Raw genomic sequence first — 24,531 nt, forward strand, 5'->3', positions numbered from 1 at the left:
AATTTCTGCCGCTTGCTTGGGCTGGGATGCCCAAAACAAGCTTTCGCAGAAATAGTGGCGCGCTAGTCCTGCTCACGCTCCTTACCTACATCCCTGTAGGCAAAGCAGGCGTCCCGGTTGAGTTGGGTTTAAGGGTCTGCGTGATGGAGGACCACCATCGCTTCGTTCTTCACCACCTAGTGATGGAAAAGCAAACCGATGACAAAGTCGCCGTCGACATGGTCACCGAAACGCGCCGGCGCTTCCCCGAACTGACCGTGACCAGCTTCGACAAAGGCTTTCACAGCCCGGCTAACCAAAAGGAACTGAAAAATCATCTGGAACAGGTGGTTTTGCCCAAAAAAGGCCGACTCAGCGCCGCGGATCAAGCGCGGGAAGGCAGCAATGCTTTTAAACAACTACGCCACCAACACTCCGCCGTGGAAATTGTGGGGGCTTCGCTCTAGATATTCGATTTGGTCAAACCATTAGCCAAAATCCGAAGCCAGCAAGCCGTCACCGAATATAGGCAGTAATTTCAGAAAACTCGCCTCCGGCTCTGCATTTAATTGCAGCCGCACACCGGTAACCGGATGAAGAAAATCCATGCTTGTAGAAGCTAGCATTAACCGCCCTTGCCCAAACCGTTTTGCGAAATAGCGATTGTGGCGCCCTCGCCCGTGGTTGGCATCGCCGATGATCGGGTGGCTGATATGCTTCATATGCCTGCGCAATTGATGTTTCCGGCCTGTTTCGGGATACAAGGCCACCAGACTGTACCGGCTGGTGGGGTATCCTTCTATTTCCACCGGAATTTCCGTGGTCGCCAGGCGGCGGTACCGAGTAAGCGCTTCACGCACGGGCTGAGGATCTCCCTTACGTCGCTTATCCTCCGGTTCGTCGCGCAGCGGGTGATCAATAACCCCTTGTTCAGGCAACCATCCCCGCACCATCGCCAGATAGGTTTTTCTCACGGCTCCGGCCATCATCGCCTTACCCAGAGTACTCGCGGTTTGCTGGTCTCGGGCAAACACCAACAAGCCAGAGGTTGGGCGGTCCAGCCGATGCACAGGATAAACATACTGGCCGCCATTCATCGCCCGTGCATATTGCAAGGCAAATTCGGTTTCATGCCGGTCGATGGGACTGCGATGCACCAGCAAACCGGCCGGCTTGTGGACAACCAGTAACCAATCATCGCGGTAGATTTCGGTGAGCGGATTCTTCTCAGGCAAAAACTGGGGGTCACGTTGATCTTTATTTGACATTAACATTCCGTCACTTCTTGGCCTGCAACATGACTTGTTTACGCATCAGGTTTCATGTATCAATCAAAAAAACGATGTTTTATACCACAATGTCGCAGCAGATATCTTCGAAGATTAATGATAAGAAGCCTAACGAATAAGGTTAGATGGTGCGAGCGCGAAGCGCGAAGCCACCCTCTGAACCGTTTGTTGGATGGGCCCGGGACTAAGTGAACGTGTGAACGATGCTATGAAAATAGCTTTTTGTGGAGCAGCCTGATTGAACAGTCAGGCTGCTGTTTTTTTGTCTGATGGTCTGGTATTGGACAGAATTCCATTAGGCTCCTCTGACGGAGCGTCTTTTTTGAACGATTTATCCTGATTTCAAGCCGAACGCTCTTCTCAACCTGAACTAAGCTGCTTGAGGGAGGGGCGAAAGTGCATAGCATTTACATAACCGCAATGGATCCCTTGGTTAAATGGGCGCCAGCGTCTGCGCCAAAGCCATCGACTCGACCGCCGGTATGCGCGTTCGTCCCACCGCCATGACGCCACCACAGCACGCACAGCGCATTTGTGGCCGTTGCCGGATAACCGGCAACCATTTTTGGGGATCGAGTTTCTTAAGGTATTGCAAAATCCGGATCGTACCTTTGCTGTTGGGATGCAGGAAGCCATAGTTTCTGGCTCGGCGAAAACCTTTGGGCAGCACATGCTGGAGCACCCGCCATAAAAAATCGGCGCCGGAGACCGTTTTGATTTGCCAGCGTTTCGTTTTACTGTCTTGATACCGGTAAGTGACCTTGCCGTCCCGGCAGGACAGAATGTCCTTTTCCCGGATAACACCGCGATATAGATAGCGCCCCAGATACACCAGCGCCTTGTCCCCCGAACCCACCCGCTTGCAGTCAACGACCCATTTGTGAGGCGTCGCCTTGGGCAACGACAGGTTTTCTCGGGCAAGGCGGGTCAGCATTTTGGCGCGGAAGACTTTCGCCAGTGCCTTGTGATTGAACAGATACTTTCCTGTCTTGGTTCGCCACAGGCGTTTGCATTGATCCACAATCGCGGCGGGCATCACGGCATGAATATGGGGATGATAATCCAGTGCGCGGGAATGCGTATGCAGGACCGCAATGACGCCGGGATCCCCATTGAGCTTCCGGTCATTGCGGCTGAAGGTTTGCAAGGTTTCCCAGACACATTCGAACAGCACGCTGTAAAGCAGCCGTTGATGTCGCCAGGCAAGTGTTCTCAACTGTGCCGGCAGCGTAAAGGTGATCATGAAATACTGGGCGGGCACCTGTTTCTGCAGCTGCCGTTCGATCCATTGCTGGCTTTCGTGATGTTGACAATGGGGGCAGTTGCGGTGGCCACAGGAATGCGGCACGAAGGTCTGATGTTCGCACTCGGTACAATTCACTTGCATGACAGGACTGTGCCGGGTTCGACAGATTTTCAAGGCCTGCAAAGCCTTTAACTGGCTGGGCAGAATTTGGGACGGGTACTGATTGAGAAAGTCTGCTTCAAACTGATCGATAACTGAAGAAATCGGGATCATTTGACGTTCCCCCAGGTCAGGTCGAAAGCATTAATCAACTGATTGATTTGCTGCTCCGAATTCTTTCCAGTGACATCGGTTAAATGGGTGTAACGCGAAGTGGTCAACAGGCTGACATGGCCCAGGATCTGTTGCAGCTCCACCAAATCGACGCCAGCCTCCAGCAGATGTGTGGCATAACTGTGGCGCAGCGAATGACAGGAAATCTTTTTTTTAGCCCCATTCCGTTGACGACCGCCGCCATAGTCGTTTGCACGCCGCCTCTATCGAGAGGTGACTCGGCCATGTGCGCTGCCTTCAATCCCCGTTTGCGGTTGGGAAAGAGCAAGGTGGGATGCCGATGCAGTTTCCAAAAATGCCGCAGAACCTGCAAGGTATTTAAAGGTAACGGAACTAAGCGATCCTTGTTACCTTTGGCATTACGAATATGCACGCGCAGACGCTCGGCATCGATATCCCCGACTTGCAATCGGAGTCCTTCACCCAATCGCAAACCCATACTGTAAAGCGTGAAAAAGAATACCCGGTAGCTCAACTTACGGGTTGATAGAAACAGCTGTTGTGCCTCAGCGATCGTGACAATATCGGGAATACGAACTGTCCTGGGCGGCTTGATCAGTGCAATATCCGTCCAGGGCTTGTTCAACACATGCATATAGAAAAACTTCAAACCATACAGATCCAGCTTGACGGCACTCCAAGACAGACGCTCCAACAATTCACAAAAATAATCCAGCAACTGTTCCTGGGAAAGATCCTCCAGATTGCCATCGAAATAATCACCGATCCGACGGATAGCGCGTGAATAGGCATCGATAGTTTTTGGCTGCAGACCTTTAAGTTTTAGATGTTTGCAATGCAGAGCATAATAATGGTTGAATTTCGTATTGTTGGGTGTCTTCATGGCAGTGTAACCTCAGTGTTAGTGGAGCTTACACAGTACCCTTTTATGAGTAAGAGGAGAAATGAGGTTACACTTGATTTTACGATAAAGCGGGGTTTTCTCCGCGTTAGCGGCTCCGTCCAACAAGCATGATTCAATTGACCCTCTGTCACTAAAACCATCACTAAAATCCCATGAATATACCAGAACCGAAGCCTTCCGGATCCTATTAACCTGTGCTGGAAAAGTTTACCGTAAGCGGAGCCTTCCCTGAGGTTACATCAGCGCTGACAACGGTAACTGTAGAACGGATATCCGTAATATGTCATATTTGTTCTGACCAGCGCCATAGCCGTTATTTTTTACAAAAAATATTATCAATATGGCTATAGAATTCAACTAGATACACCACACTATTAATGTTACTTAAGGAACATAATTAATGCGGGATAAAGTAATCTATTAAGAGTTCCCCGTGGAACAAAAGGCATCTGATAATTGGTTTATGCGATGTAATCAAGCAAATATGGCGTAACAGTCGATCGCTAAGCTATCCCAGACCGCCAGCAATACCGACGCCCTCTTCTAACACTCAGATGAATATAGGTTTGGCGAACATGATGAATATTCCGCCGAAGCAAAAACTGTTATGGCATTCGCTGTTAACACTTGATGGTCAATGATAAATAGCCGTAGAGGCGTTTGTGGAAGTCTTGATTGACAACGTTTGGCGGATTCGATGCTTGACGACTCGCCGCACGGCGAATCGGTTTTAGTGGCATCGATTCCCAAAATCTATTATGAGGCGTACATTGGTTCCCCTGCGCACTCAATGCCTGATTCGCTTGTAAATCCATGCTCTAAGTATCTACGCCGAATACAATCTCTTCGAGCCTCCGCTCGGGCAGCAAGAACCGAGTATGCAGCAGGCTTTCGCCCTGAAAAACTTATATTAACACTTTATATATCAGTAGCTTGAATTGTTTAATTAACGTTATTTATGGAATAAATAATTAGCCGACAGCAATCCGCAAAGCAACATTATGAGATCACCTTACCTATTAATGCTCCCATTTTAACGGCGTTTCCAGAAATCATAGTCGACTCCCACTCAACTGCGCCTTTAGCAAACAACAATATAACGGTGGACCCTCTATTAAACCGACCTATTTCTTCACCTTTTTTTGCGCTGGGCGGATTGTAAGGATAGTTCCACCGTCGAATTTCGGAGTAACTAGGCGGAGTAACAATACCATCCCAAACCGTTTCAATACTGGAAGAAAAAATAGACCCAACCATAACGAGCGCCATTGGGCCGGCCTCTGTATCAAAAAAACTCACCACCCGTTCATTTTTAGCATATAGATTGGGCATTGCATTCACGGTAGCTTGATCGAAACTGAATAAACGGCCGGGAATGTGTACTGTTTCTTGCAAGACGCCATTAAACGGCATATGGATGCGATGATAATCCCTGGGCGACAGATAAATTGTCGTAAACATCCCCTCTTTAAAATTGTCGGTTCTTTGCTCCTCACCACCAAGCAACGCCGCAACCGTGTAGTTTTTCCCCTTAGCCTGTATGAGCTCACCGTCACTAATTTTACCCGCTTGACTGACTGTACCATCGGCGGGAGAAGCTACGCCACACTCAAGTTCTGTGATCGGCCGCGCGCCAGGCTTCAGCTCGCGTGTAAAAAACGAATTGAAACTTGGATAGCGCTTCAAGTTACGAGAGATGGCTTCCTTTGTATTGACTTTATAACGTTTTCCAAAACGTTTGACCATATAGTCCTTCCAAGCTTCATTCTCAAGATGAGCCAAAAAACTCAACAAACGGCATACTAAATGATGCGGATAAACGTACTGAAGCGCGATGGTAAGAAAATTTTTGAGGCTAGTGGTGTTAATTGACATAATTCGTGTCCCAAACCCGGGGCCTTTATATTTTGGCTGTCCCCAGGACAAGTCTGTAAATTAGTTGTTGATCAAAGCACTCGGGCGCCAAACCGATAGTCGACAGATACGAACTTGATCTCGCGGTGACACAAGGTCTTAACCAATTCATGAACGGCTATTTTTTCACACCCCCACGAGAAAAATTCAGAGATAGAACAAAGATTGGAAAGAAATTATTGTCATCCTTTTAGGATTATGACTGAGCAGATAAATGTTAACGATGCTTTGTTATCGCGAAGGTTAAACGTTGTGTCGACAATCAATAGTGAATGAATTTGCCTCTTCTATGGTTAATGGTGGCAATCATCTATAGCGGAGGTTCAAATTATTTTTGTAACAAGAATATAGTATATTTATACTATTTATTAATAATACCCTATAGGCATGATGAGATATTTTCTATCTCAAGGCACCAATAAACTAAGATAAATACATTAATTATCAGTATCTTAAATATTACTTTTAATCTTATTAATAAAGTCTACTAATTATTCTACATATCCCGCCCTTTAGCGATCTGTCCATCGGCATTAAAATGAACGGATCGGAGCCACGGTATGAGGGGGCTGTAAAGCCATGTTGCCATCGGTGAGCGTCAGGCAATTCAGAGATGGCATTATTCAGCGCGTTCTAAAAGCGGTTTTTGACTTCATCTCAATCATAAATTCACCTCCTATAAACAATATTTGTGCCTAGGATTAAGATCAATCATATTTCCTAGGTAAAGTGTGTAAAATATCAGGTCTAGCGTGGCTGCAGACATTAACCATCCGAAGGTGACTGAGTTGATCTCAGTCGAGATGTAAATGACTTTTGCCAAAAGCGGATGAAACCAGTCTTCTTGATAATCCGATAAAGCCATTAGGCGCCCCAACCCTACGGTAGTTTAACAACAAAACTCATTACACCCTCCTTTCAAATCCTGTTCAGACTTTCAAGCGATTTAGTTTGTTGTGACTAATACGTTCGCGTAGACCAATAGATTATTGGCCAATACGATACGACTACTGGGCGCAAACTAATACAAAGTGCACAGCATAATGGCAGCCCATCCCCCTCCCTATAAATAGGAATATAGTATGTTTATACTATATATTAAATTTTTTTTCGGAAAGCACATAAAAAACCCGACACCTTTGGTGTTCACCATAAATAGATATCCAGCAGCACTAGAATATAAATATTTTTTTTATATTACAAGTACTTAAATAAGTTTATTAATGTTTTTTATAACCTAAATCGTACTATAAAACAAAGACCGACAACGGCAGCGCAATATCAAGCGAATCGAGCAAAATCGCAAACGCGCCGGTTTCCCCTTGCTCAAAAGCCTGGAGGAATTCGACTATCGCTTTCAGGCCACGATCAGCAAACGGGAAGTCAACAGACTGCTGGACTTCGGTTTATCGATAACCGCGATAACGTCGTGTTCACGGACTGCCCTGTGTCGGTAAAACCTAGCTTGGCCATCGGCATTGGCCTGAAAGCCATCGACGCCGGCTATAAAGTCAGCTTTAACACCCCGCTGGGCCGGTTTATGCTGGGAGGAGAAAGTTACCGACTCAAAACAAAACTGATTCAGTCGTCTTAATCCTACAAAAGTGGCTCAATTCTGTTGGCCATTGACACTAATTGGCTGGTGATAACATCATTAATCGACTGGGCGTTACCAAAACCAAAACCCGGCATGATGCTGCAAAGCGGAAAAAACTGAGCAGTTGCCCTCTCTGCTGGCTCCGTTCAATTATTAGACATTGAGAGAATCAGCCTTAGAGAAAATAAGGCCAGCTTTAGCAATCAACCAAACACAAGCGCGCCACTACCCCGTGATAGATTTTGGGACATCCCCGTCAACCAAAATCGACTCGCTCATGTGATTATCCCCTTTTATTCTCTTTTTATCGTGCACGGGTATGGCCAGGACATCCTTCCAATTGATAAATAAAATACCCCTGTTGCTTGATGCTATCTAAGACATCATCCGGCGCCTGCTGACTATGGCAGAATTGGCATTCTTTACTTGACACCTCAGCTTTCGCTTCGCCAATCGAGGCTAACCATTTCTTGGCATGCAGAATCGCTTTTTGATCATCTTTCTCGGCCGTAAATACGTCAAAATGCATAATATGCCCGTCACCCGCTTTGACATAAGTATCATAAACATGGATTTCCATCATAGACTCCTAGATTTGCACTACAAAGAATGAAAGTTTAACTGTGGAACTATGGAAATGACAGGATAAATTTCAACATTTCGGCATCAACTCAAGAAATTACCGCCTGGATAAAACTTTTTTGTTATCACCGCCACAAACTCTGCCTCGTTGCCACGTCTCACGTTTTTGATACCCTCGGTAAACAATTGTTCTCCCGATCATTTCCGGGATGCCGGTATATCGTAAGTAACGGAACTCATATCATAGTCAATCAAAGTTCATTGTTGCTTGGTTCAATAGGCTAAATAGGCATGTGCTAGGAAACCTCCATTGCATATCCGCCTCGTCGTGGATCGCCGATGCCGAAAAATCCGTCAACCGAACTACTCACCGAATGCGTCCCGCCAAAAAACAGATTGCGGCTGTGCCAGACTTTGTAGTTAGGATAGTTTTTAAGGAGCAGCGCTATCATATCGTCCTCAAATCCTCCCTCTATACTGAGCAAGCCGGCCTCATGATGGATCCGAGGATGGGAAACCGCCTGATCCAGCGGCATTTTAAAGTCGATCACGTTGAGCAGGACCTGCAGGATAGCCGTGCGCAGGCGGTTGGAACCGCCTGAACCCAGAGCGATATGCCGCTTATCCGGAAGCGTCACGATGCAAGGCGCCATCATCGAGGACATACGCTGATTGGCCGGCCAATGGTGAAAGCCCTTGGGGTTAAGATCTTCTTCGCCGAGCATGTTATTGAGCATGATGCCGGTGCCGGGAACGAACAAACCGCAACCTTCACCATTGCTGGTAGTCAGGCTGGCGATATTACCCAGACGATCGATCACGCTGATATGTGTGGTGCCCCGTGAACACAATGCCGCGGGTTTGATCTGAGTGCGATAGGCTTCAACAACTTCCGGATCCAGAACGTGTTCTGCAGGATGCGGTGAATTCTCGCTCAGGTAGGCATCGATACGCGCCTTGTTGGTCATGTCCTGAACCTGAGCCAATAAATCGAGATAGGGAACCGAGCCATAGCGATAAGCAGACGGGTCGAACGATCGCAGCAATTGCAAGGCAAAAGCGATCAGCGTGCCACCTGAGCTGGGAGCGGGGTTGGTCAGCACGGCAGCATCACGATAATCGATAGACAACGGTTTTCGTTTGACCAACCGATATTGTTCAAAATCTTCGCCGACAAGATGGCCACCCTGTTCGGCGCATAATCGAGTCACGGCGTCAGCGATCTCGCCCTGATAAAAAAACGCTTCGCCTTCCTTAGCCAATACCTCGAGGCAATCCGCTAAATCCGGCTGATATAATATTTCCCCTTGCTGCAGCAACTGACCTTGCCGGATTTTACTACCTAAAATTTTATGAGTCTCGGGGTACTGCTGATAGATGGCCTTGACGACATCGAAGATGTAAGCCTGAAAGGCATTCATCGCTACGCCATTTCGATAGCCGGTTCGGCAAGCACCGTCATAGGCAGAGTTCCGTGCTCCCGATGAATCGCAAATAGCCCTTTGACCGTACCGGGTGTCGCGATCGAGCCCAAGCCAATATGAAATTCCTGTTGAACTGTACCGAAGTCCGCTGAAATCGGGAAAAAGTCCGTTTCTTCGACAGACCGTTTGGATATCGGCGTTTGCACGAAAAAATCATACAAAACACTGTTGCCGTCTGCAGGTCGGGCCAATAAAAAGCCGCCGCCAGCCAATGAGGACAACACCGGCTCCACCACACAAGCCGCTAAATGCGCCGCAATCACCGCATCAAAAGCATTGCCGCCTTCTGCAAGAATGAATCCGGCCGCTTCTGCGGTTTGTTCATGCCCCGCCGCAACTACTCCCTTTTTATTCATCTTCTATTGGGCTCCAACGCTTTATCGCTACGAAAAAACAGAACAGCGGACGCCTCCTTTTCTCCAATCGAGTCGACCCGTTTTCACCCTGGGTACAACTGGTTGGCGGAATTTGCCAAGTTAATCATCTGAATTCACGAAACTAAAGTCTCCAACTTCTCTTTCAAAGGTGAATTTTGCCGGATTGACAACCAAAATGTCGCCCATCTTCTCAAAGGAGTCATGCGGCTCGGGTATGGCGGCAAAGGCGGTTAGCGGACTCAAACCAAGGAACACGGCAGCACCGCCTATCATGCTGACAAAGCCTAATGGACGTAAAATTACAACGTCAATCAGAACATTGGCATCTTTGGATGAGGCCGACAAACATGGTGAAACGCCCATCAGAATAAAGGCGATGATGATTGGCTTGAGAATGTTCATATTCAATTCCGCAATAATTAAGTACCTGCATCAGAAAGTAATCAACTTTCATTGACTTGTCCAGCTTGATGACTCACAGTAACCATCATTGATCAGGACTTTGTATGGTCAAATATGCATTCGTGGGTGAGGGCGAGCTTCATTTATCGCTTAAGTAAGTGCCATTCGTGTCTGACCCTTTTGCCTATTAGCGCCACCACGGAACTCTGCCTCGTTGCCCGTCTCGCGTTATAATTTTCAACATTCCCTTAGAGGAGATGATCATGTTAGTAACCTTTTCCTGCTCCGCTTACGCGGATATCACGATGTTCGGTGACGTAGCGGTACATTTATTGAGATTGATGGGGCATAGCGGAACGGTGCCCGGGGCTATCCTCGCCGACGATGTCCAAGAGGCGTTAGAGCGTTTAGTCGATGCGCTCCAGAAAGAACAGCGATTGCCAGAACCGGATAAGTCTGAGGAGGAGGAAGGCGAACCGGTTATCAGTCTGTCACACCGCGCCCTGCCTTTGATCGAATTGCTTGAAGCTGCGGCAAAAGCGAAATGCAATGTCATGTGGGACAAAAACAACTGATTCAGGTTTACCTATTGGACATGACCAAGGCCTTACATTTTATGACGTTTTCTCTTTTGAAGACCATGCGTATTTTGGTCATTTCCTATCGAGTTTGATCCTTTCGCCCACTTTTCGCCCAAATATTTAATTATCCTCTTTTTGGATAGATTATTGTTACTCTGACCCTAATTATTTGTGGTCATTTCCTATCGAGTCTGACCCTTTCGCCCTTTGTAAAATATCTAAATAGTGCTGTTTTTCCAGATCCTTTTCTTCCAAGTACCAGAAAAGCATCATTGCTATCTACGTTCTCAGTTACATTCATCTCAACAAAATAGTCAAGAACAGCATCATCTTCTGCTTCAACTTTGCCGAAATTTGCTATATCTCGTAATCCTTTCATAAAAACCTATTCTTAGCCCATTTGTCATAATGTCCAGGGTACTTGAAAACATAACGCAGAGCGAATCACAGCGTCACCTTGGGCGCAACGTTATATTTGCTACTTTAAAAAAACTGCAACACCTAAAAAAACAAATGCAATTAAAAGAAAAGCTATTTTTAATACAAAAAACGTAAATGGCGGCTTATCAAGCCAGCCAGGTTTCAAATATTCTCCTTCAATGCTCTGTATTTCTGTCCACAGTTCAACTTCTCTTTTTCTAATCCACCACCGATGAAGCAAAGCACCAATAAATTTTTGCAGCACATCAGCAATAAAGAAGAAAACAAAACAAGCTAGCGCGACTAAAACATATTTTGGAAAATTACCATTGCTATCTTTTAATACCCAACATATAGCAGAGCCAGCAAATCCAAGTTTCCGAGAGAATTCATTTAAATCATTTACATAGTCTTTGTAATGTGACCATGCTTCGGAATTATTCATTTATCCTTTATCCATTTCTACTGGAACAGGATCTAAATCTTTTGGCTGTGGTGAGTTATTATTGTCGGTTCCTGGATTTCCCGTTGGTATATCAACCGGAATCGGTTGTTGCTCTTTTTCTTCATTTGCCATGTATTTCTCCAAAAATATAACTATTATTATCAGACAAATTTTCCCTGATAACCTGATATTGCCGGTATTTTCAGGCAGAATTGCCAACCTATTCCAATATCAGGCCAATTCGCCCTGATAAGCCGATATTTACCGGGAACCTGGCCAATATACCTGATAGATTGGCTAGCAGAAGCAACTATCAACTGCATTTGCTTTCGCCGCAGCACGTAGGATGTGCTGAACAAAGTGAAGCGCATCGATCGCGACATTGATGCGCTTCGTTCCTCAGCACATCCTACAGGCCCCGTATCAAAATATTGGCTAATTTAAATCAAACCATCAACCGCACTTGCTTTCGCCGCAGTTCAGACAGGTCATGCAGCCGTCCATCAGCACCATGGCCTTGGTGTTGCATTTGCTGCATAACACCGCCTGCTCGGGGAATTCGCTGTCCTCGCCATTGGTCGCGCCGTGCTTGGCTTCGAATTCCTTGCGTTTTTCGGCCAGGAATTGTTTCTGGTGATCGGACAATTCATCCGGCTTGATCATGCCGATGTGCTTCATGTGCGATTCGATCGCATAGCCGATTTCGGCGACCAGCGACGGCATGAACACGCCGCCCTTCTTGAAATAACCGCCTTTCGGGTCGAACACCGCCTTCAGTTCTTCGACCAGGAAACACACATCGCCGCCCTTGCGGAACACCGCCGAGATGACTCGGGTCAACGCCAGCACCCATTGGAAGTGCTCCATGTTCTTGGAATTGATAAATACTTCGTAGGGGCGGCGCTCTTCGTGTTCGGTGCCAGCGTTCAAAATCATGTCGTTGATGGTGATATACAAGGCATGTTCCGATTGCGGCGTCTTGATTTTATAGGTCGAGCCCAGCAACACTTCCGGCCGCTCGACCTTCTCATGCATGCTCTCAAGCGAGTCTTTTTCCTCGGCAGCGGCCGCTTCGGCTTTGTTTTCTTCTGTCAGCACCTTGTAGCTGACAATTTTTTTGTTGATTTTGTGTAACATGGTTAGTCTCGTTTCAAGTCGGCTGGGCGCTATCTTTGCCCAGCCGACAATATGTCAGTGATCGTTAGAATTTGCCGTAATAACCTTCTTTCAAGGCATCGAACAGGTTCGCGGCGGTATGGACTTCGCCGTCATATTCCACTTCCTCGTTGCCTTTCAATTCGACGACATGACCGTCTTCCAGCGTGAATTGGTAGGTGGTGTTCTCGAGATCGGTTTCCTTGACCAATACGCCCTGGAACACTTCCGGGTTGAAGCGGAAGGTCGTACAGCCTTTCAAGCCTTTTTCGTAGGCATATTCGTAAATCGACTTGAAGTCCTCATAAGGATATTCGGTCGGCACGTTGGCGGTTTTCGAAATCGACGAATCGATCCATTTCTGCGCCGCCGCCTGAATATCGACATGTTGTTTCGGCGAAATATTGTCAGCGGTGATGAAATAGTCGGGCAACTGTTGTTCGGGGTCGTCGCTATACGGCATCGCCTTCGGATTGATCAGCTCGCGGTAAGCCAGCAGTTCAAACGAGAACACATCGACTTTTTCCTTGCTTTTCTTGCCTTCGCGGATGACGTTGCGCGAATAATGATGGGCGAAGCTCGGCTCGATGCCGTTGCTGGCGTTGTTGGCCAAGGACAACGAGATCGTGCCGGTCGGGGCGATCGAGCTGTGGTGGGTAAAGCGGCAGCCGGTTTCGGCCAGTTGCTTGACCAGCTCCGGTTCTTCCTGCGCCAGCTGCTGCATGTAGCGGCTGTATTTGGCATGCAGCACCTTGCCCGGCACTTGATCGCCGATTTTATAACCGTCGGCTTTCATTTCCGGTCGCTTGTGTAGCATTTCCCCGGTCACGCTGTACATTTGTTCCAGAGCCGGCGCCGTGCCTTTTTCCTGGGCCAGACTCAGGCCTTCCTTCCAGCCTTCGATCGCCAACTCCTTGGTGACTCGTTCGGTGAAGGCCAACGAGCTTTCATCGCCGTATTTCATGCCCAGCATCGTCAGAGTCGAGCCGAGTCCCAGATAACCCATGCCATGGCGGCGTTTGCCCATGATTTCATTGCGTTGCTGTTCCAGCGGCAAGCCGTTGATCTCGACGACGTTATCCAACATGCGGGTGAAGATGCGGACCGCCTTGCGGTAGGTTTCCCAGTCGAAACGGGCTTCCTTGCTGAACGGTTTGTCGACGAAGCGGGTCAGGTTGACCGATCCCAGCAGACAGCTGCCGTATGGCGGCAATGGTTGCTCGCCGCATGGATTGGTCGCGCGGATGTTTTCGCAGAACCAGTTGTTGTTCATTTCGTTGACTTTATCGATCAGGATAAAGCCCGGCTCGGCGTAATCGTAAGTCGAAGACATGATGATGTCCCACAAACGGCGGGCCGGTATCGTTTTGGTGATGCGGCAGGCCAATTTGCCGTCTTCATTGACGATATAGGCGCCTTTATTGGGCAGGTCGCGCCAGACGATTTGCTGTTCATCGTTCAGGTCCAGCTTATCGACCTCGACTTCCTTCTCGGTCACCGGAAACGACAACGGCCAGTCGGCGTCGTTTTTGACCGCTTCGACAAATTCGCCGGTAATCAGCAACGACAAATTGAATTGGCGCAGGCGGCCGTCTTCGCGCTTGGCGCGAATGAACTCGACCACATCGGGGTGGGCGACGTCGAAAGTCGCCATTTGCGCGCCGCGGCGACCGCCGGCCGACGACACGGTGAAACACATCTTGTCGTAGATATCCATGAACGACAGCGGACCGGAGGTATAAGCGCCCGCGCCGGACACATAGGCGTTTTTCGGGCGCAGCGTGGAAAATTCATAACCGATGCCGCAACCGGCTTTCAGGGTCAACCCCGCCTCATGCACCTTCCCCAGGATGTCGTCCATCGAATCCTCGATGATGCCGGAGACCGTGCAGTTGATCGTCGAGGTGGCCGGCTTATGCGCCTGGGCGCCGGCATTGGAAACGATGCGGCCAGCGGGAATCACGCCCTGCCTTAACGCCCAAAGAAATTCCTTGTAATAGCGCTCCTGCTTGGCCTTGCCTTTTTCGACGTCGGCCAACGCCCTGGCGACTCTTTTATAGGTCTCGTCCATAGAGCCATCGACGGGCTGGCCGTCTTTGGTTTTTAAACGATACTTGGTGTCCCAAATATCGAGCGAGGCGCTCTGGAATGGAATTTCGGTCACGGTATTCGTAACAACATGAAGCTGTGCTGTCATAGTTGATTCCCTATCGGTTAAATGGTTTCAAATCGGATTGTTGAGACTAGCAGCTGGGCATTTTTGTCGGCAAAATCAAAAATGGACATCTAGTGCTTTTTGGAAATAATAACACAAGATATTGTGTTATTTTGAATGTTTTCTTGATTTAGAACGATAAAAAAACCACCCTTGCGGGTGGTTTTTCTTTACTTCTAAAGACTTAGGCTATGAATCAAAACGGGATATCGTCGTCGAAATCATCATAGCTTGCCGGCGGCGGTGTGTTGCCGGAAGGTTGTTGCTGTTGCGGCGCCGCGGAAGGTTGCGACTGCGGCGCGGAATAGCCGCCCTGCTGGGCACTATCGCCGAAATTGGCGGTGCCACCGCTGCGGCTGCCGAGCATTTGCATTTCCTCGGCGATGATTTCGGTCGAATACCGGTCCTGGCCGGATTGGTCCTGCCATTTTCTGGTTTGAATGCGGCCTTCGACGTAGACCTGACTGCCTTTACGCAGATATTCGCCGGCCACCTCGGCCAAACGATTGAAAAACACGACTCGATGCCATTCGGTATGTTCCCTGCGTTCGCCCGATTGTCGGTCCTTCCAGCGTCGGGTTGTGGCTAGGCTGACGTTGGTCACCGCCCCGCCGCTGGGCATATATCTCACTTCCGGGTCGGCGCCCAGATTACCGATTAACATGACTTTATTAAGCATTATTGACTCCGTTGATTAAATTTGGGCCCATTGTACCAACAATTGTTGCAACTCTTCCTTGTCGAGCACAGAATTGTCGACTTTTAAATAAGCGGCATTTTCTTCGAAATGCAGCCTGACTTCTTCCACCCCGTCGATCTTCAGCAATTGCCGACTGAATTCATCGGCTTGCTCGGCGCTGACCGCATCCAGCGACAACAGCATGTTGGCCAGATAACGCGGCGGTTTCATGAACGCCGCGACGATCACCCAGCTGGCGGCCAAGGCGGCGGCAAACCAGAACACCGCGATCGCGCCGTATTCGCCATATAACCAGCCGCCACTGGCGCCGCCCAAAAATGCGCCGAAAAATTGGGAACTGGAATAAGCGCCCATCGCCGTTCCTTTCAGGTCGCCGGGCGCCGTTTTCGAGATCAGCGACGGCAACGTCGCTTCCAGTAAATTAAAACCGCAGAAAAACAGCCACAGACAGGCGATCAGGCCGATCAGTTCGCCATGGAGCATCGACAGGCCGAAATCGGCGATGACCAGGGTGCAAATCGCGCCGATAAAGACCTTCTTCATCTGCCGTTTTTTCTCGGCCAAAATGATAAAAGGAATCATCACCGCCATCGAGGTGACCAATATCGGCAGATAAACCAGCCAGTGGCGCCCCGGCAGCAGGCCGGCGTCGCGCAGCAGCAACGGGACCACGACGAAGCTGGCGGTCAGGATCAAATGCAGGACAAAAATCCCATAATCGAGGCGCAGCAAATCCGGGTTGCTGATGACCTTGCTGAATTGCGAAGGGATCAATTCGGCGTCGCGGTGGGTGGAAACTTTTTGCGGATTGGGTACGACGAACAGAACAACCAGCATCGCCAGCAGAGCCAGACCGGCGGTCAGCCAGAAAATTCCGGCGACGCCGACATAATGGGCCAGAATAGGTCCCAGCGTGATGGCGACGCCGAAGGACATGCCGATGCTGGCGCCTATCGTGGCCATCGCCTTGGTGCGATGCACTTCCTGGGTCAGGTCGGCGACCAAGGCCATGATCGCCGCGGCGATCGCGCCGCCGCCCTGCAAGGCCCGGCCCAGCAACACACCGTATATCGTCGTCGAAACGGCCGCGACCATGCTGCCGGCGGAAAACAGGATCAGTCCGATGATGATGATTTTCTTGCGTCCGAAACGGTCCGACAGCAGGCCGAAGGGGATTTGCAACAAAGCCTGGGTCAGACCGTAGATGCTGATCGCCAGCCCCACCAATAACGGGGTCGCGCCCTCCATTTGTTCGGTAAACAGCGACAGAACCGGCAGAATCATGAACAGTCCCAGCATGCGCAAGGCATAGATGCTGGCGAGCGACAGAGTCGCACGTTTTTCCATCGACGTCATCGGACTCGTGATATCCTGTAACTGGCTCAAATCTGACCTCTGCTAATCTCTGTTGAAAGCCGGCTATTATAACAACCTTTGTTTTAAATAGTCGTTCGGGAATACGAAATCATCGGTGGCTTTTGCGCTAAGGGCGACGCTGCTACGATAGCCTCGGTAAGGCAGCAATCCACTTAAGATGGGTTTCGCGTTGCTCCACCCATCCTACCTAATATTTATGCTATCGTTCCTGGCAACACCGGATTTGGAGAAATAGCGTTTCCATTGAAAAATAAAGCTCAACAGTATCGGGATGAACAGCAGCGTGATCAGCGTTGAAAACATGATGCCGAACAACACGATGATGCCGATGCCGCGATAAAGCTCGGTGCCTTCGCCGGGCAGAAAGACCAATGGCGACAAACCCAATATCGTCGTAACGCTGGACATCACGATAGGCCGCAATCTCAACCTGACGCTGTCGATAATGCCTTGCAGCGGTTCCATGCCCTTCTCGTCGATATTGGTTCTGGCCTGCTCGACCAGCAGGATCGGATTGTTGACGACGGTGCCGATCAGGATCAGAAATCCCAGCATCGTCAGCATATCGAACGGTTGCTGTGTCGCCTCCAGCCCGAATTTATCGAGCGCGCCGCCAAACCAGTTGAACAGCCACAGGCCGGCGATGCCGCCGCTGATGCCCAGCGGCACCGTGGTCATGATGATCAACGGGTAGCCCCAATGCCTGAAGATCGCGACCATCAGCAGATAAGAAATCAGCACCGCGACGATGAAATTATCGGCCAAGGCCTGCCGGGTGGCCTGCAGACGATCGCTGGCGCCGCTGATGCGTAACGATAAGCCTTCAGGTAATTTTCCGGAAGTCTCCATGTTTTCGATGATGTCGCGTTTAACCGTCTCGACTGCGACTTCCAAGGGAATGTCGCGCGGCGGTATGATCGACAGCGTGACCGTGCGTTCGCCGTCGACCCGGCGTATCGTCTCTGTATTGACGCTTTCTTTGATGCTGGCGACGCTGTTCAGCGTCACCATGTTGCCGGAAGGCGAATACAACACCAACTCGTTCAGATCTTCCGGGGATTTGACGACGCCTTTGCTGCTATAGAGGAAGATGTCGATCTTGTCGTCGCCCAGGAAAAATTCATCGACATAGGCGCCATCGCTGTAAGCCCAAATCAGATAGCCCAGCTCCTCGGCGCTAAAGCCCAGCTCCGCGGCCCGCTCCCAGTCCGGCTGGATCTCCAGCAAAGGCTGGCCCATGGTCAGGCTGGCCGGCTCCGGCCGCACCTGCGGCTTGTCGAAGACCTGTTTGGCCTGCAGAAAAACCTTGAAACCGGTATCGAACAGCGGCGCAAGTTCCGGGCCGCTGATATCGAGGTTAATGCTGCGCGTCCCGCCCAGATTGCTGGCGAAGATGGAGCCCCGGGACGAAAAGGACACCATGCCGGGAACCTGGCTGAATTTCTTCGTCAACACCTGAATCAAGTCGTCGATATGATTGCGGTCCTGGGTTTCGATGATGAATAGAATCGATTGCGGCCGCGCATAGGTGACGATGAATTTCAGCGCCGGCACCTCGCTTTTTCCTTGCTCATATAATTCCGGCTTGTCCTTCAGATAAGGCAGCAGAAAATCGTGCATCGGTTCGACCACGCTCATCACCTCATCGAGGTTATAGCCGGGCGGCGCGAACAGGAAGGAAAAGGTCTTCGCCTCCTCGCCTTCCGGCAGATATTCGGCCTTCGGCATCAAAGCGAAAATAATCACCGTGGTGACCAGTAAAATGGCTCCCATCGTCAACAGGCGGCGAGCGACGCTATGCAATATCCAGTCGACGAAGCCGATGATCGCATCGGCGGCTCTCAATCCGGCGCTTTTTTTCGCGCGCTTATGCGCCGCCGGCTGCGCCCCCAAGTAGCGACTGGCTGCAGCCGGTATCACCGTGATCGCGACCAACATCGAGACGATAATCGAGGCGGCGATGGCGATGGCGATATCGGAATACAACTGCCCCGCTTCCTGAGTGATATAGATGATCGGGATGAAGACAAACACCGTCGTCAGCGTCGACGCCAGCACCGCCGGCCACACCTCCCTGACGCCGTCTAACGCGGCCTGGACTCGGCTCTTGCCCAGGTGTAAATGCCGATAGATGTTTTCCAGCACGACGATGCTGTTGTCCAGTGTCATGCCGATCGCGAACGCGACGCCGGCCAGCGAAATGACGTTGATGGTGCGTCCCATCAACAATAAGCCGATGAAGGCGGCGATCGTACACACGGGAATGCCGCTGGCCCCGAGCAGCGTGGCCGAAAAGGAGCGCAGGAACAGGAACAACACGGCCGACGCCAGCACGGCGCCCAGCAGCAGGTTTTGCTGAACCACGGCGACGGCGCTGCGTACATATTGCACGTCCTCGCTGGTCAATTCCATTCTCAGACCTTGCCGTTTCAGCAGGGTCTGATTCAGCTCTTCGACCTTGTCCATCATCGCTTCCATGATCTCGATGACATTGGCGCCGATCTCGCGGCGGATGCCGATGGTGATATTGGGCTGGCCGTTGGCGAACGACTTGACCCGGGTTTCGAAACGGTCCAGCTCCACATAACCGACATCGCGCAGATGCACCGAGGTGTTATTGCGTCGGGCGATGACCATGTCCTCGATATCTTCCAACGAGCGGAAACGTCCGGTCGTTCTGAGCAAATAACGGCGTTTGCCGCTGTCCAGGTCGCCGCCGGACACGTCCTGGTTACGCTGTCTGAGCGCCCGTTTGAAATCCGCCACACTGATATGACGCTCCGCCAACCTGGCCGGGTCCAGGTAAATCCGAATCTGTCGTTCGCTGCCGCCCCACATGTCGGCCTGGGAAACGCCGGGGATGCGCTCCAGCCTGGGTTTAATCTGGTCTTCCACATAATCATGCATCAGCTCCATGTCCACCTGCTGCGGATTGCCCGGCAAGGGCTGGACGCGAAAATACATGAACGAATTGCTGGAGATCGAGCTGGTCAGGATGCGCGGCTGATCGACATTCTCCGGATAGGACGGCACCTGAGACAAGGCGTTGTTGACCCGAATCAATACCTCGTTGATATCGGCACCGTGACCGAATTCCAACTCGATCGTGCCGCCTCCGGTCGAGGCGTTGGAAATGATCCGTTCCAGTCCCGGCATCGAACGCAGATATTCTTCCTGTTCGATGATGATCTCCTTTTCGACATCCTGGGGGGTGGCGCCGGGCCAATCGGTCTTGATGCTGACCGTCCTGACATCGAGATCGGGAATCATCTGAATCGGCACCCGGAGGATCGCCAGGCTGCCGAACAGGCAAACGATCAAAATAGCGACGGTGACGATGACGCCATTTTTTATGACAAACTGAAACATGATTGATTTTTATCTATAGAGGCAACTGCCGGAGAATGTTATCTCGTTACGAATCATCAAGGAATAATCCTGACCACCTGTCCCGGCTTCAAAATTTCATTGCCGCGAATCACCACCCGGTCGCCGTCGGCTATCTGACCGGCGACGATTTCGACCAGATTGTCGAATACTTGGCCGACGGTCACTTCCACCGCTTGTGCTTGCAGCTGGTCTTGCTGTTTTTTGATCAACCAGACGCTGTCCGATTGATCCGGCTGCTTGATTAACGCATCTCTAGGCACCAACAGCACCGGCTTTTGCCGATCCGGGCCGGACAATAATTTGACTCTAACCGTCATGCCGGGCGCCAATGTCAACGACTCGCTATCGATATCGATATGCACCGGAAAGTAATGCGACGTGGCGTTGGCCACCGGGATGATATGACTGACCTTTGTCGTTAGCTTTTGAGCGGGCAACGCATCCGGAACGATGACGACGTCGGTATCGGTCGACAGACGAGAAAAATAACGCTGCGGCACGTCCACCTCGACGCGGAGATGATGGTTATCGACTAGGGTCAGCACGCTGTTGCCGACCTTCACCCATTGCCCGACTTCGACCAGTTTTTCACTGATCACGCCGCTAAAGGGCGCCTTGATCACATGGCGGTTGAGCAATTCCTGAAAACGTTGTCTTTCCGCCTGCAGACGCTTGACGACCGCCGCGCTGATACGCACTTTCGATTGCGCCGCCTCATAGGAGGTCTTGGCGATGAATTTATCGCCGATCAACCTGGAAAACTCGCCGCGCTGCCGTTTGCTTTCCTGCAATTGCGCCCTCGCCTCTTCCAGCGCGGCGATCGAGCGTTCCAGATCAAACCGGGTCAATTGATCGTCGAGTCGAATCAGCACATCACCCTGCTCGACATAACTCCCTTCCTCCACCTTGACCTCGACCACCATCGCATCGACCCTTGAGGATATTTGGGAAATGCGTTGGGTGGTGATTTCGCCAGGCAAGGACAACTGTTGCCCGCGCGACATGCGCTCCACCGGGGCGACGCGAACCGGCACGCCTTGCTCGGCGGCAGACGACAACAATGGCGACAACGGCAAGCCGATCAAAAACAGAATTTTCAAATAAAAACGGGGGAACAAATGCACCTCTAGGAAACGTTCATGGTTAGACCGGCTATTCTACCCTAGTCTGCTAATTTCACCATGGGCAACGAAACCCAAAATCATGGAGCGCAGCCGGCAATGGCAATGCTGTTTATAATACAAATCCGCCACGGAAAAATTTATTCGGTTCTATGCTGGACGTTAAAGTCTCAACAATCGTATATTATGGGGTTGTTTAATTTGTCAGACATTGTTTAATGGATACCATCAGTATTCGGGGTGCGCGTACGCACAACCTGAAAAATATCGACCTGGATTTACCGCGCGATTCGCTCATCGTCATCACCGGCCTGTCGGGCTCCGGAAAATCATCGCTGGCCTTCGACACCATATACGCGGAAGGGCAACGCCGTTATGTGGAATCGTTGTCCGCCTATGCCCGGCAATTTTTGTCGATGATGGAAAAACCGGATGTCGACCATATCGAAGGCTTATCGCCGGCCATTTCCATTGAACAGAAGTCGACGTCGCACAATCCCCGCTCGACGGTCGGCACGATCACCGAAATCTACGATTATCTCCGCCTGTTATATGCCCGCGCCGGCATTCCCCGCTGTCCCGAACATAATATTTCCTTAGAGGCGCAAACCGTCAGTCAGATGGTCGATCAGGTGCTGGCGCAGCCCGAAGGCGAACGCTGGATGTTGTTGGCTCCGGTCGTCAACGACCGTAAGGGTGAGCATATCCAACTGTTGGATGATTTACGCGCCCAGGGCTTCATACGCGCCAGGATCGACGGCAAAATTTACGACCTGGACGAGCCGCCGACACTGGACCTGAAAAGAAAGCATACCATCGAGGTGATCGTCGACCGCTTCAAGATACGTGAAGATCTGAGTCTGCGCCTGGCCGAATCGTTCGAAACGGCGCTGCGCATCGCCGACGGCCTCGCCATTGCCGCATCGATGGAAAGCGACCGCAACATCCTTTTTTCCGAACGTTACGCCTGCTCCCAGTGCGGCTACAGCCTGAGCGAACTGGAGCCACGCATCTTTTCCTTCAACAATCCCAAAGGCGCCTGCCCCGGCTGCGATGGTTTAGGCGTTAGACAACATTTCGACCCCGAGCTAGTCATCCATAATCCCGATATCAGTTTGGCCGGCGGCGCCATTCGCGGCTGGGACCGACGCAACGCCTATTATTATCAGATCATCTGCGCTCTGGCCGATCATTACGATTTCGATCCCGAAGCGCCGTTCTCGGAGATACCGAAGAAAATTCAGGACATCATTCTTTATGGCAGCGGCAACGAGGAAATCAGCTTCCGATTTTTTTCCGGTTCGAGCAAGCCGAGCACGCGCAGACACCCCTTCGAAGGCATCATCGCCAACATGGAGCGGCGTTATCATGAAACCGATTCGCAAATGGTCAGGGATGAGCTGGCCAAATACCTGTCCCAGAAACCCTGCTCGCAATGCAACGGCGCACGCTTGAACAAAGCCGCACGGCATGTATTCATCGCAGACCGGCCCTTGCATCACCTCACCGCGCTGCCGATCAAACAGACGTCGGAGTTCTTCAAGCAACTGCAGATCCCCGGCCATCGCGGCGAGGTCGCCGCCAAAATCAACAAGGAGATACAAGAACGCCTGGAGTTTCTAGTCAATGTCGGTCTGGACTACCTCACCCTGGATCGCAGCGCCGACACCTTGTCCGGCGGCGAGGCGCAACGCATACGCCTGGCCAGCCAGATCGGCGCCGGCCTGGTGGGCGTGATGTATGTGCTCGACGAACCGTCCATCGGTCTGCATCAACGCGACAACCAGCGCCTGCTGAACACCTTGTTCAGACTGCGTGACCTGGGCAATACCGTGATCGTCGTCGAACACGATGAAGACGCGATCCGCTCGGCCGATCATATCATCGACATCGGTCCGGGCGCCGGCGTACATGGCGGACAAATCATCGCCCAAGGCACGCCCGAGGAAATCATGCGGCAGCCGCAGTCGCTGACCGGCCAGTACCTACTCGGCGTCAATGAAATCGCCGTACCGAAAAAACTGACGCCGCCAAATACGGAAAAACAGATCACGATACACAATGCCCACGGCAACAACCTGAAAAATGTCGAAATTTCTTTTCCGGTCGGTCTGTTGACCTGTATCACCGGCGTTTCCGGTTCCGGAAAATCGACGTTGATCAACGACACGCTTTACCGTCATGTCGCGCGCCAGATCAATAAGGCCGGCTGCATCCCCGCGCCCTGTGACGGCATCGACGGGCTGGAGCATTTCGACAAGGTCGTCGACATCAACCAAAGCCCGATCGGCCGCACGCCTCGCTCTAACCCGGCCACCTATACCGGCATCTTCACCCCAGTCAGGGAATTGTTCGCCGCCACCCCGGAGGCCCGTTCCCGCGGTTATACGCCCGGACGCTTCAGTTTCAACGTCAAGGGCGGACGCTGCGAAGCCTGCAAGGGGGACGGGGTGATCAAGGTGGAGATGCATTTTCTGCCGGATATCTTCGTACCCTGCGATGTCTGCCACGGCAAGCGCTATAATCGGGAAACGCTGGAGATCCGTTACAAGGGCAAAACCATCAATGAAGTCCTCAACATGACCGTCGAAGACGCTGCCGAGTTCTTCAGTCCGGTGCCGGTGCTGGCGAGAAAGCTGCAAACCCTGATCGATGTCGGTTTAAGCTACATCACGCTGGGACAAAACGCCATCACCCTATCCGGCGGCGAAGCGCAACGAGTCAAGCTGGCCAAGGAATTGTCCAAGCGCGATACCGGCAAGACCCTGTATATACTCGATGAACCGACCACCGGCCTGCATTTTCACGACATCAAGCAATTGCTGACGGTGCTGCATGCCCTGCGCGACCACGGCAATACCGTCATCGTCATCGAACATAACCTGGATGTGATAAAAACCGCCGACTGGATCATCGACATGGGTCCGGAAGGCGGCATAGGCGGCGGCACCCTGGTCGCCGAAGGGACGCCGGCGCAAATTGCCGATCATCCGAAGTCGCATACCGGCAGCTATCTGAAGCGTTTTTTCACCGAGCAGTCGTGAAGCCCACTCGCATTG

At 51.0% G+C, this 24,531-nt stretch carries 17 protein-coding genes and 3 pseudogenes; 4 read left to right on the top strand and 16 right to left on the bottom strand.

Features of this window, described 5'->3' with window-relative positions:
* Positions 1 to 86: 86 nt before the first annotated feature.
* A pseudogene (locus tag Q9L42_RS13840) lies at positions 87 to 425 on the top strand (ISNCY family transposase); the annotation flags it as partial.
* A gap of 42 nt (positions 426 to 467) precedes the next feature.
* Here the strand turns inward: Q9L42_RS13840 and Q9L42_RS13845 are convergent.
* From Q9L42_RS13845 to asd, 4 genes and pseudogenes are all read right to left on the bottom strand, one after another.
* Complete coding sequence (locus tag Q9L42_RS13845) at positions 468 to 1,247, bottom strand: pseudouridine synthase (protein ID WP_305907813.1); 780 nt, start codon at positions 1,245 to 1,247, stop codon at positions 468 to 470.
* A gap of 454 nt (positions 1,248 to 1,701) precedes the next feature.
* Positions 1,702 to 2,787: an IS91 family transposase gene (locus Q9L42_RS13850; protein WP_305907812.1), complete on the bottom strand. Its 1,086-nt coding sequence runs from the start codon at positions 2,785 to 2,787 to the stop codon at positions 1,702 to 1,704.
* Positions 2,784 to 3,691, bottom strand: a pseudogene (locus Q9L42_RS13860) (tyrosine-type recombinase/integrase). Before Q9L42_RS13860 ends, Q9L42_RS13850 begins: the two are co-directional and overlap by 4 nt.
* Before the next feature lie 1,020 nt (positions 3,692 to 4,711).
* Positions 4,712 to 5,587 carry an archaetidylserine decarboxylase gene (asd, locus tag Q9L42_RS13865; RefSeq protein WP_305907811.1) on the bottom strand — a complete coding sequence of 292 codons (876 nt, stop codon included), beginning with the start codon at positions 5,585 to 5,587 and terminating at the stop codon, positions 4,712 to 4,714.
* A 1,468-nt stretch (positions 5,588 to 7,055) separates the two neighbouring features.
* Between asd and Q9L42_RS13870 the strand changes: the two genes are divergently transcribed.
* Positions 7,056 to 7,220, top strand: a complete 165-nt coding sequence (locus tag Q9L42_RS13870; RefSeq protein ID WP_305907810.1) for a hypothetical protein — start codon at positions 7,056 to 7,058, stop codon at positions 7,218 to 7,220.
* Positions 7,221 to 7,527: 307 nt separating this feature from the next.
* Here Q9L42_RS13870 and Q9L42_RS13875 read toward each other — a convergent pair whose 3' ends face one another.
* The 3 genes and pseudogenes from Q9L42_RS13875 to Q9L42_RS13885 form a co-directional block, all read right to left on the bottom strand.
* On the bottom strand, positions 7,528 to 7,803 hold the full coding sequence (locus Q9L42_RS13875; protein WP_349431261.1) for a DUF2024 family protein: 276 nt from the start codon (positions 7,801 to 7,803) through the stop codon (positions 7,528 to 7,530).
* Between the two features lie 298 nt (positions 7,804 to 8,101).
* Positions 8,102 to 9,645: pseudogene (gene ggt / locus Q9L42_RS13880) on the bottom strand (gamma-glutamyltransferase).
* A 120-nt stretch (positions 9,646 to 9,765) separates the two neighbouring features.
* Positions 9,766 to 10,068: a hypothetical protein gene (locus tag Q9L42_RS13885; RefSeq protein WP_305907808.1), complete on the bottom strand. Its 303-nt coding sequence runs from the start codon at positions 10,066 to 10,068 to the stop codon at positions 9,766 to 9,768.
* A gap of 263 nt (positions 10,069 to 10,331) precedes the next feature.
* Here Q9L42_RS13885 and Q9L42_RS13890 point away from each other — a divergent pair, with 263 nt between their 5' ends.
* Entirely contained in the window at positions 10,332 to 10,643 is a 312-nt protein-coding gene (locus tag Q9L42_RS13890; RefSeq protein ID WP_305907807.1) for a DUF1840 domain-containing protein, read from the top strand.
* 181 nt (positions 10,644 to 10,824) lie between these two features.
* Here Q9L42_RS13890 and Q9L42_RS13895 read toward each other — a convergent pair whose 3' ends face one another.
* The 9 genes from Q9L42_RS13895 to Q9L42_RS13935 all read right to left on the bottom strand — a co-directional run bounded on the left by Q9L42_RS13895 (position 10,825) and on the right by Q9L42_RS13935 (position 21,475).
* The gene (locus Q9L42_RS13895; protein ID WP_305907806.1) at positions 10,825 to 11,028 is read right to left on the bottom strand and encodes a hypothetical protein; all 204 of its coding nucleotides are present in this window, start codon (positions 11,026 to 11,028) and stop codon (positions 10,825 to 10,827) included.
* 99 nt (positions 11,029 to 11,127) lie between these two features.
* Positions 11,128 to 11,514: a hypothetical protein gene (locus Q9L42_RS13900; protein WP_305907805.1), complete on the bottom strand. Its 387-nt coding sequence runs from the start codon at positions 11,512 to 11,514 to the stop codon at positions 11,128 to 11,130.
* Entirely contained in the window at positions 11,515 to 11,646 is a 132-nt protein-coding gene (locus Q9L42_RS13905; protein ID WP_305907804.1) for a hypothetical protein, read from the bottom strand.
* Positions 11,647 to 11,967: 321 nt separating this feature from the next.
* Entirely contained in the window at positions 11,968 to 12,651 is a 684-nt protein-coding gene (locus tag Q9L42_RS13910) for an NrdJb (RefSeq protein ID WP_305907803.1), read from the bottom strand.
* 64 nt (positions 12,652 to 12,715) lie between these two features.
* A complete protein-coding gene (locus Q9L42_RS13915; RefSeq protein ID WP_349431262.1) occupies positions 12,716 to 14,866 on the bottom strand; it encodes an adenosylcobalamin-dependent ribonucleoside-diphosphate reductase in 2,151 nt (716 codons plus the stop codon).
* Between the two features lie 214 nt (positions 14,867 to 15,080).
* The gene (gene ssb / locus Q9L42_RS13920; RefSeq protein WP_305907801.1) at positions 15,081 to 15,563 is read right to left on the bottom strand and encodes a single-stranded DNA-binding protein; all 483 of its coding nucleotides are present in this window, start codon (positions 15,561 to 15,563) and stop codon (positions 15,081 to 15,083) included.
* A gap of 15 nt (positions 15,564 to 15,578) precedes the next feature.
* Positions 15,579 to 16,940, bottom strand: coding sequence for an MFS transporter (locus tag Q9L42_RS13925; protein ID WP_305910193.1), 1,362 nt, complete (start codon positions 16,938 to 16,940; stop codon positions 15,579 to 15,581).
* 204 nt (positions 16,941 to 17,144) lie between these two features.
* Positions 17,145 to 20,330, bottom strand: a complete 3,186-nt coding sequence (locus Q9L42_RS13930; protein WP_349431263.1) for an efflux RND transporter permease subunit — start codon at positions 20,328 to 20,330, stop codon at positions 17,145 to 17,147.
* 56 nt (positions 20,331 to 20,386) lie between these two features.
* Positions 20,387 to 21,475 (bottom strand): efflux RND transporter periplasmic adaptor subunit, encoded by a 1,089-nt coding sequence (locus tag Q9L42_RS13935; RefSeq protein WP_305907798.1) that lies wholly within the window; start codon positions 21,473 to 21,475, stop codon positions 20,387 to 20,389.
* Positions 21,476 to 21,690: 215 nt separating this feature from the next.
* Here Q9L42_RS13935 and uvrA point away from each other — a divergent pair, with 215 nt between their 5' ends.
* Positions 21,691 to 24,516, top strand: a complete 2,826-nt coding sequence (uvrA, locus tag Q9L42_RS13940; RefSeq protein ID WP_349431264.1) for an excinuclease ABC subunit UvrA — start codon at positions 21,691 to 21,693, stop codon at positions 24,514 to 24,516.
* Positions 24,517 to 24,531 lie beyond the last annotated feature (15 nt).

It is taken from the genome of Methylomarinum sp. Ch1-1 (genome assembly GCF_030717995.2).
Lineage (GTDB): Bacteria > Pseudomonadota > Gammaproteobacteria > Methylococcales > Methylomonadaceae > Methylomarinum > Methylomarinum roseum.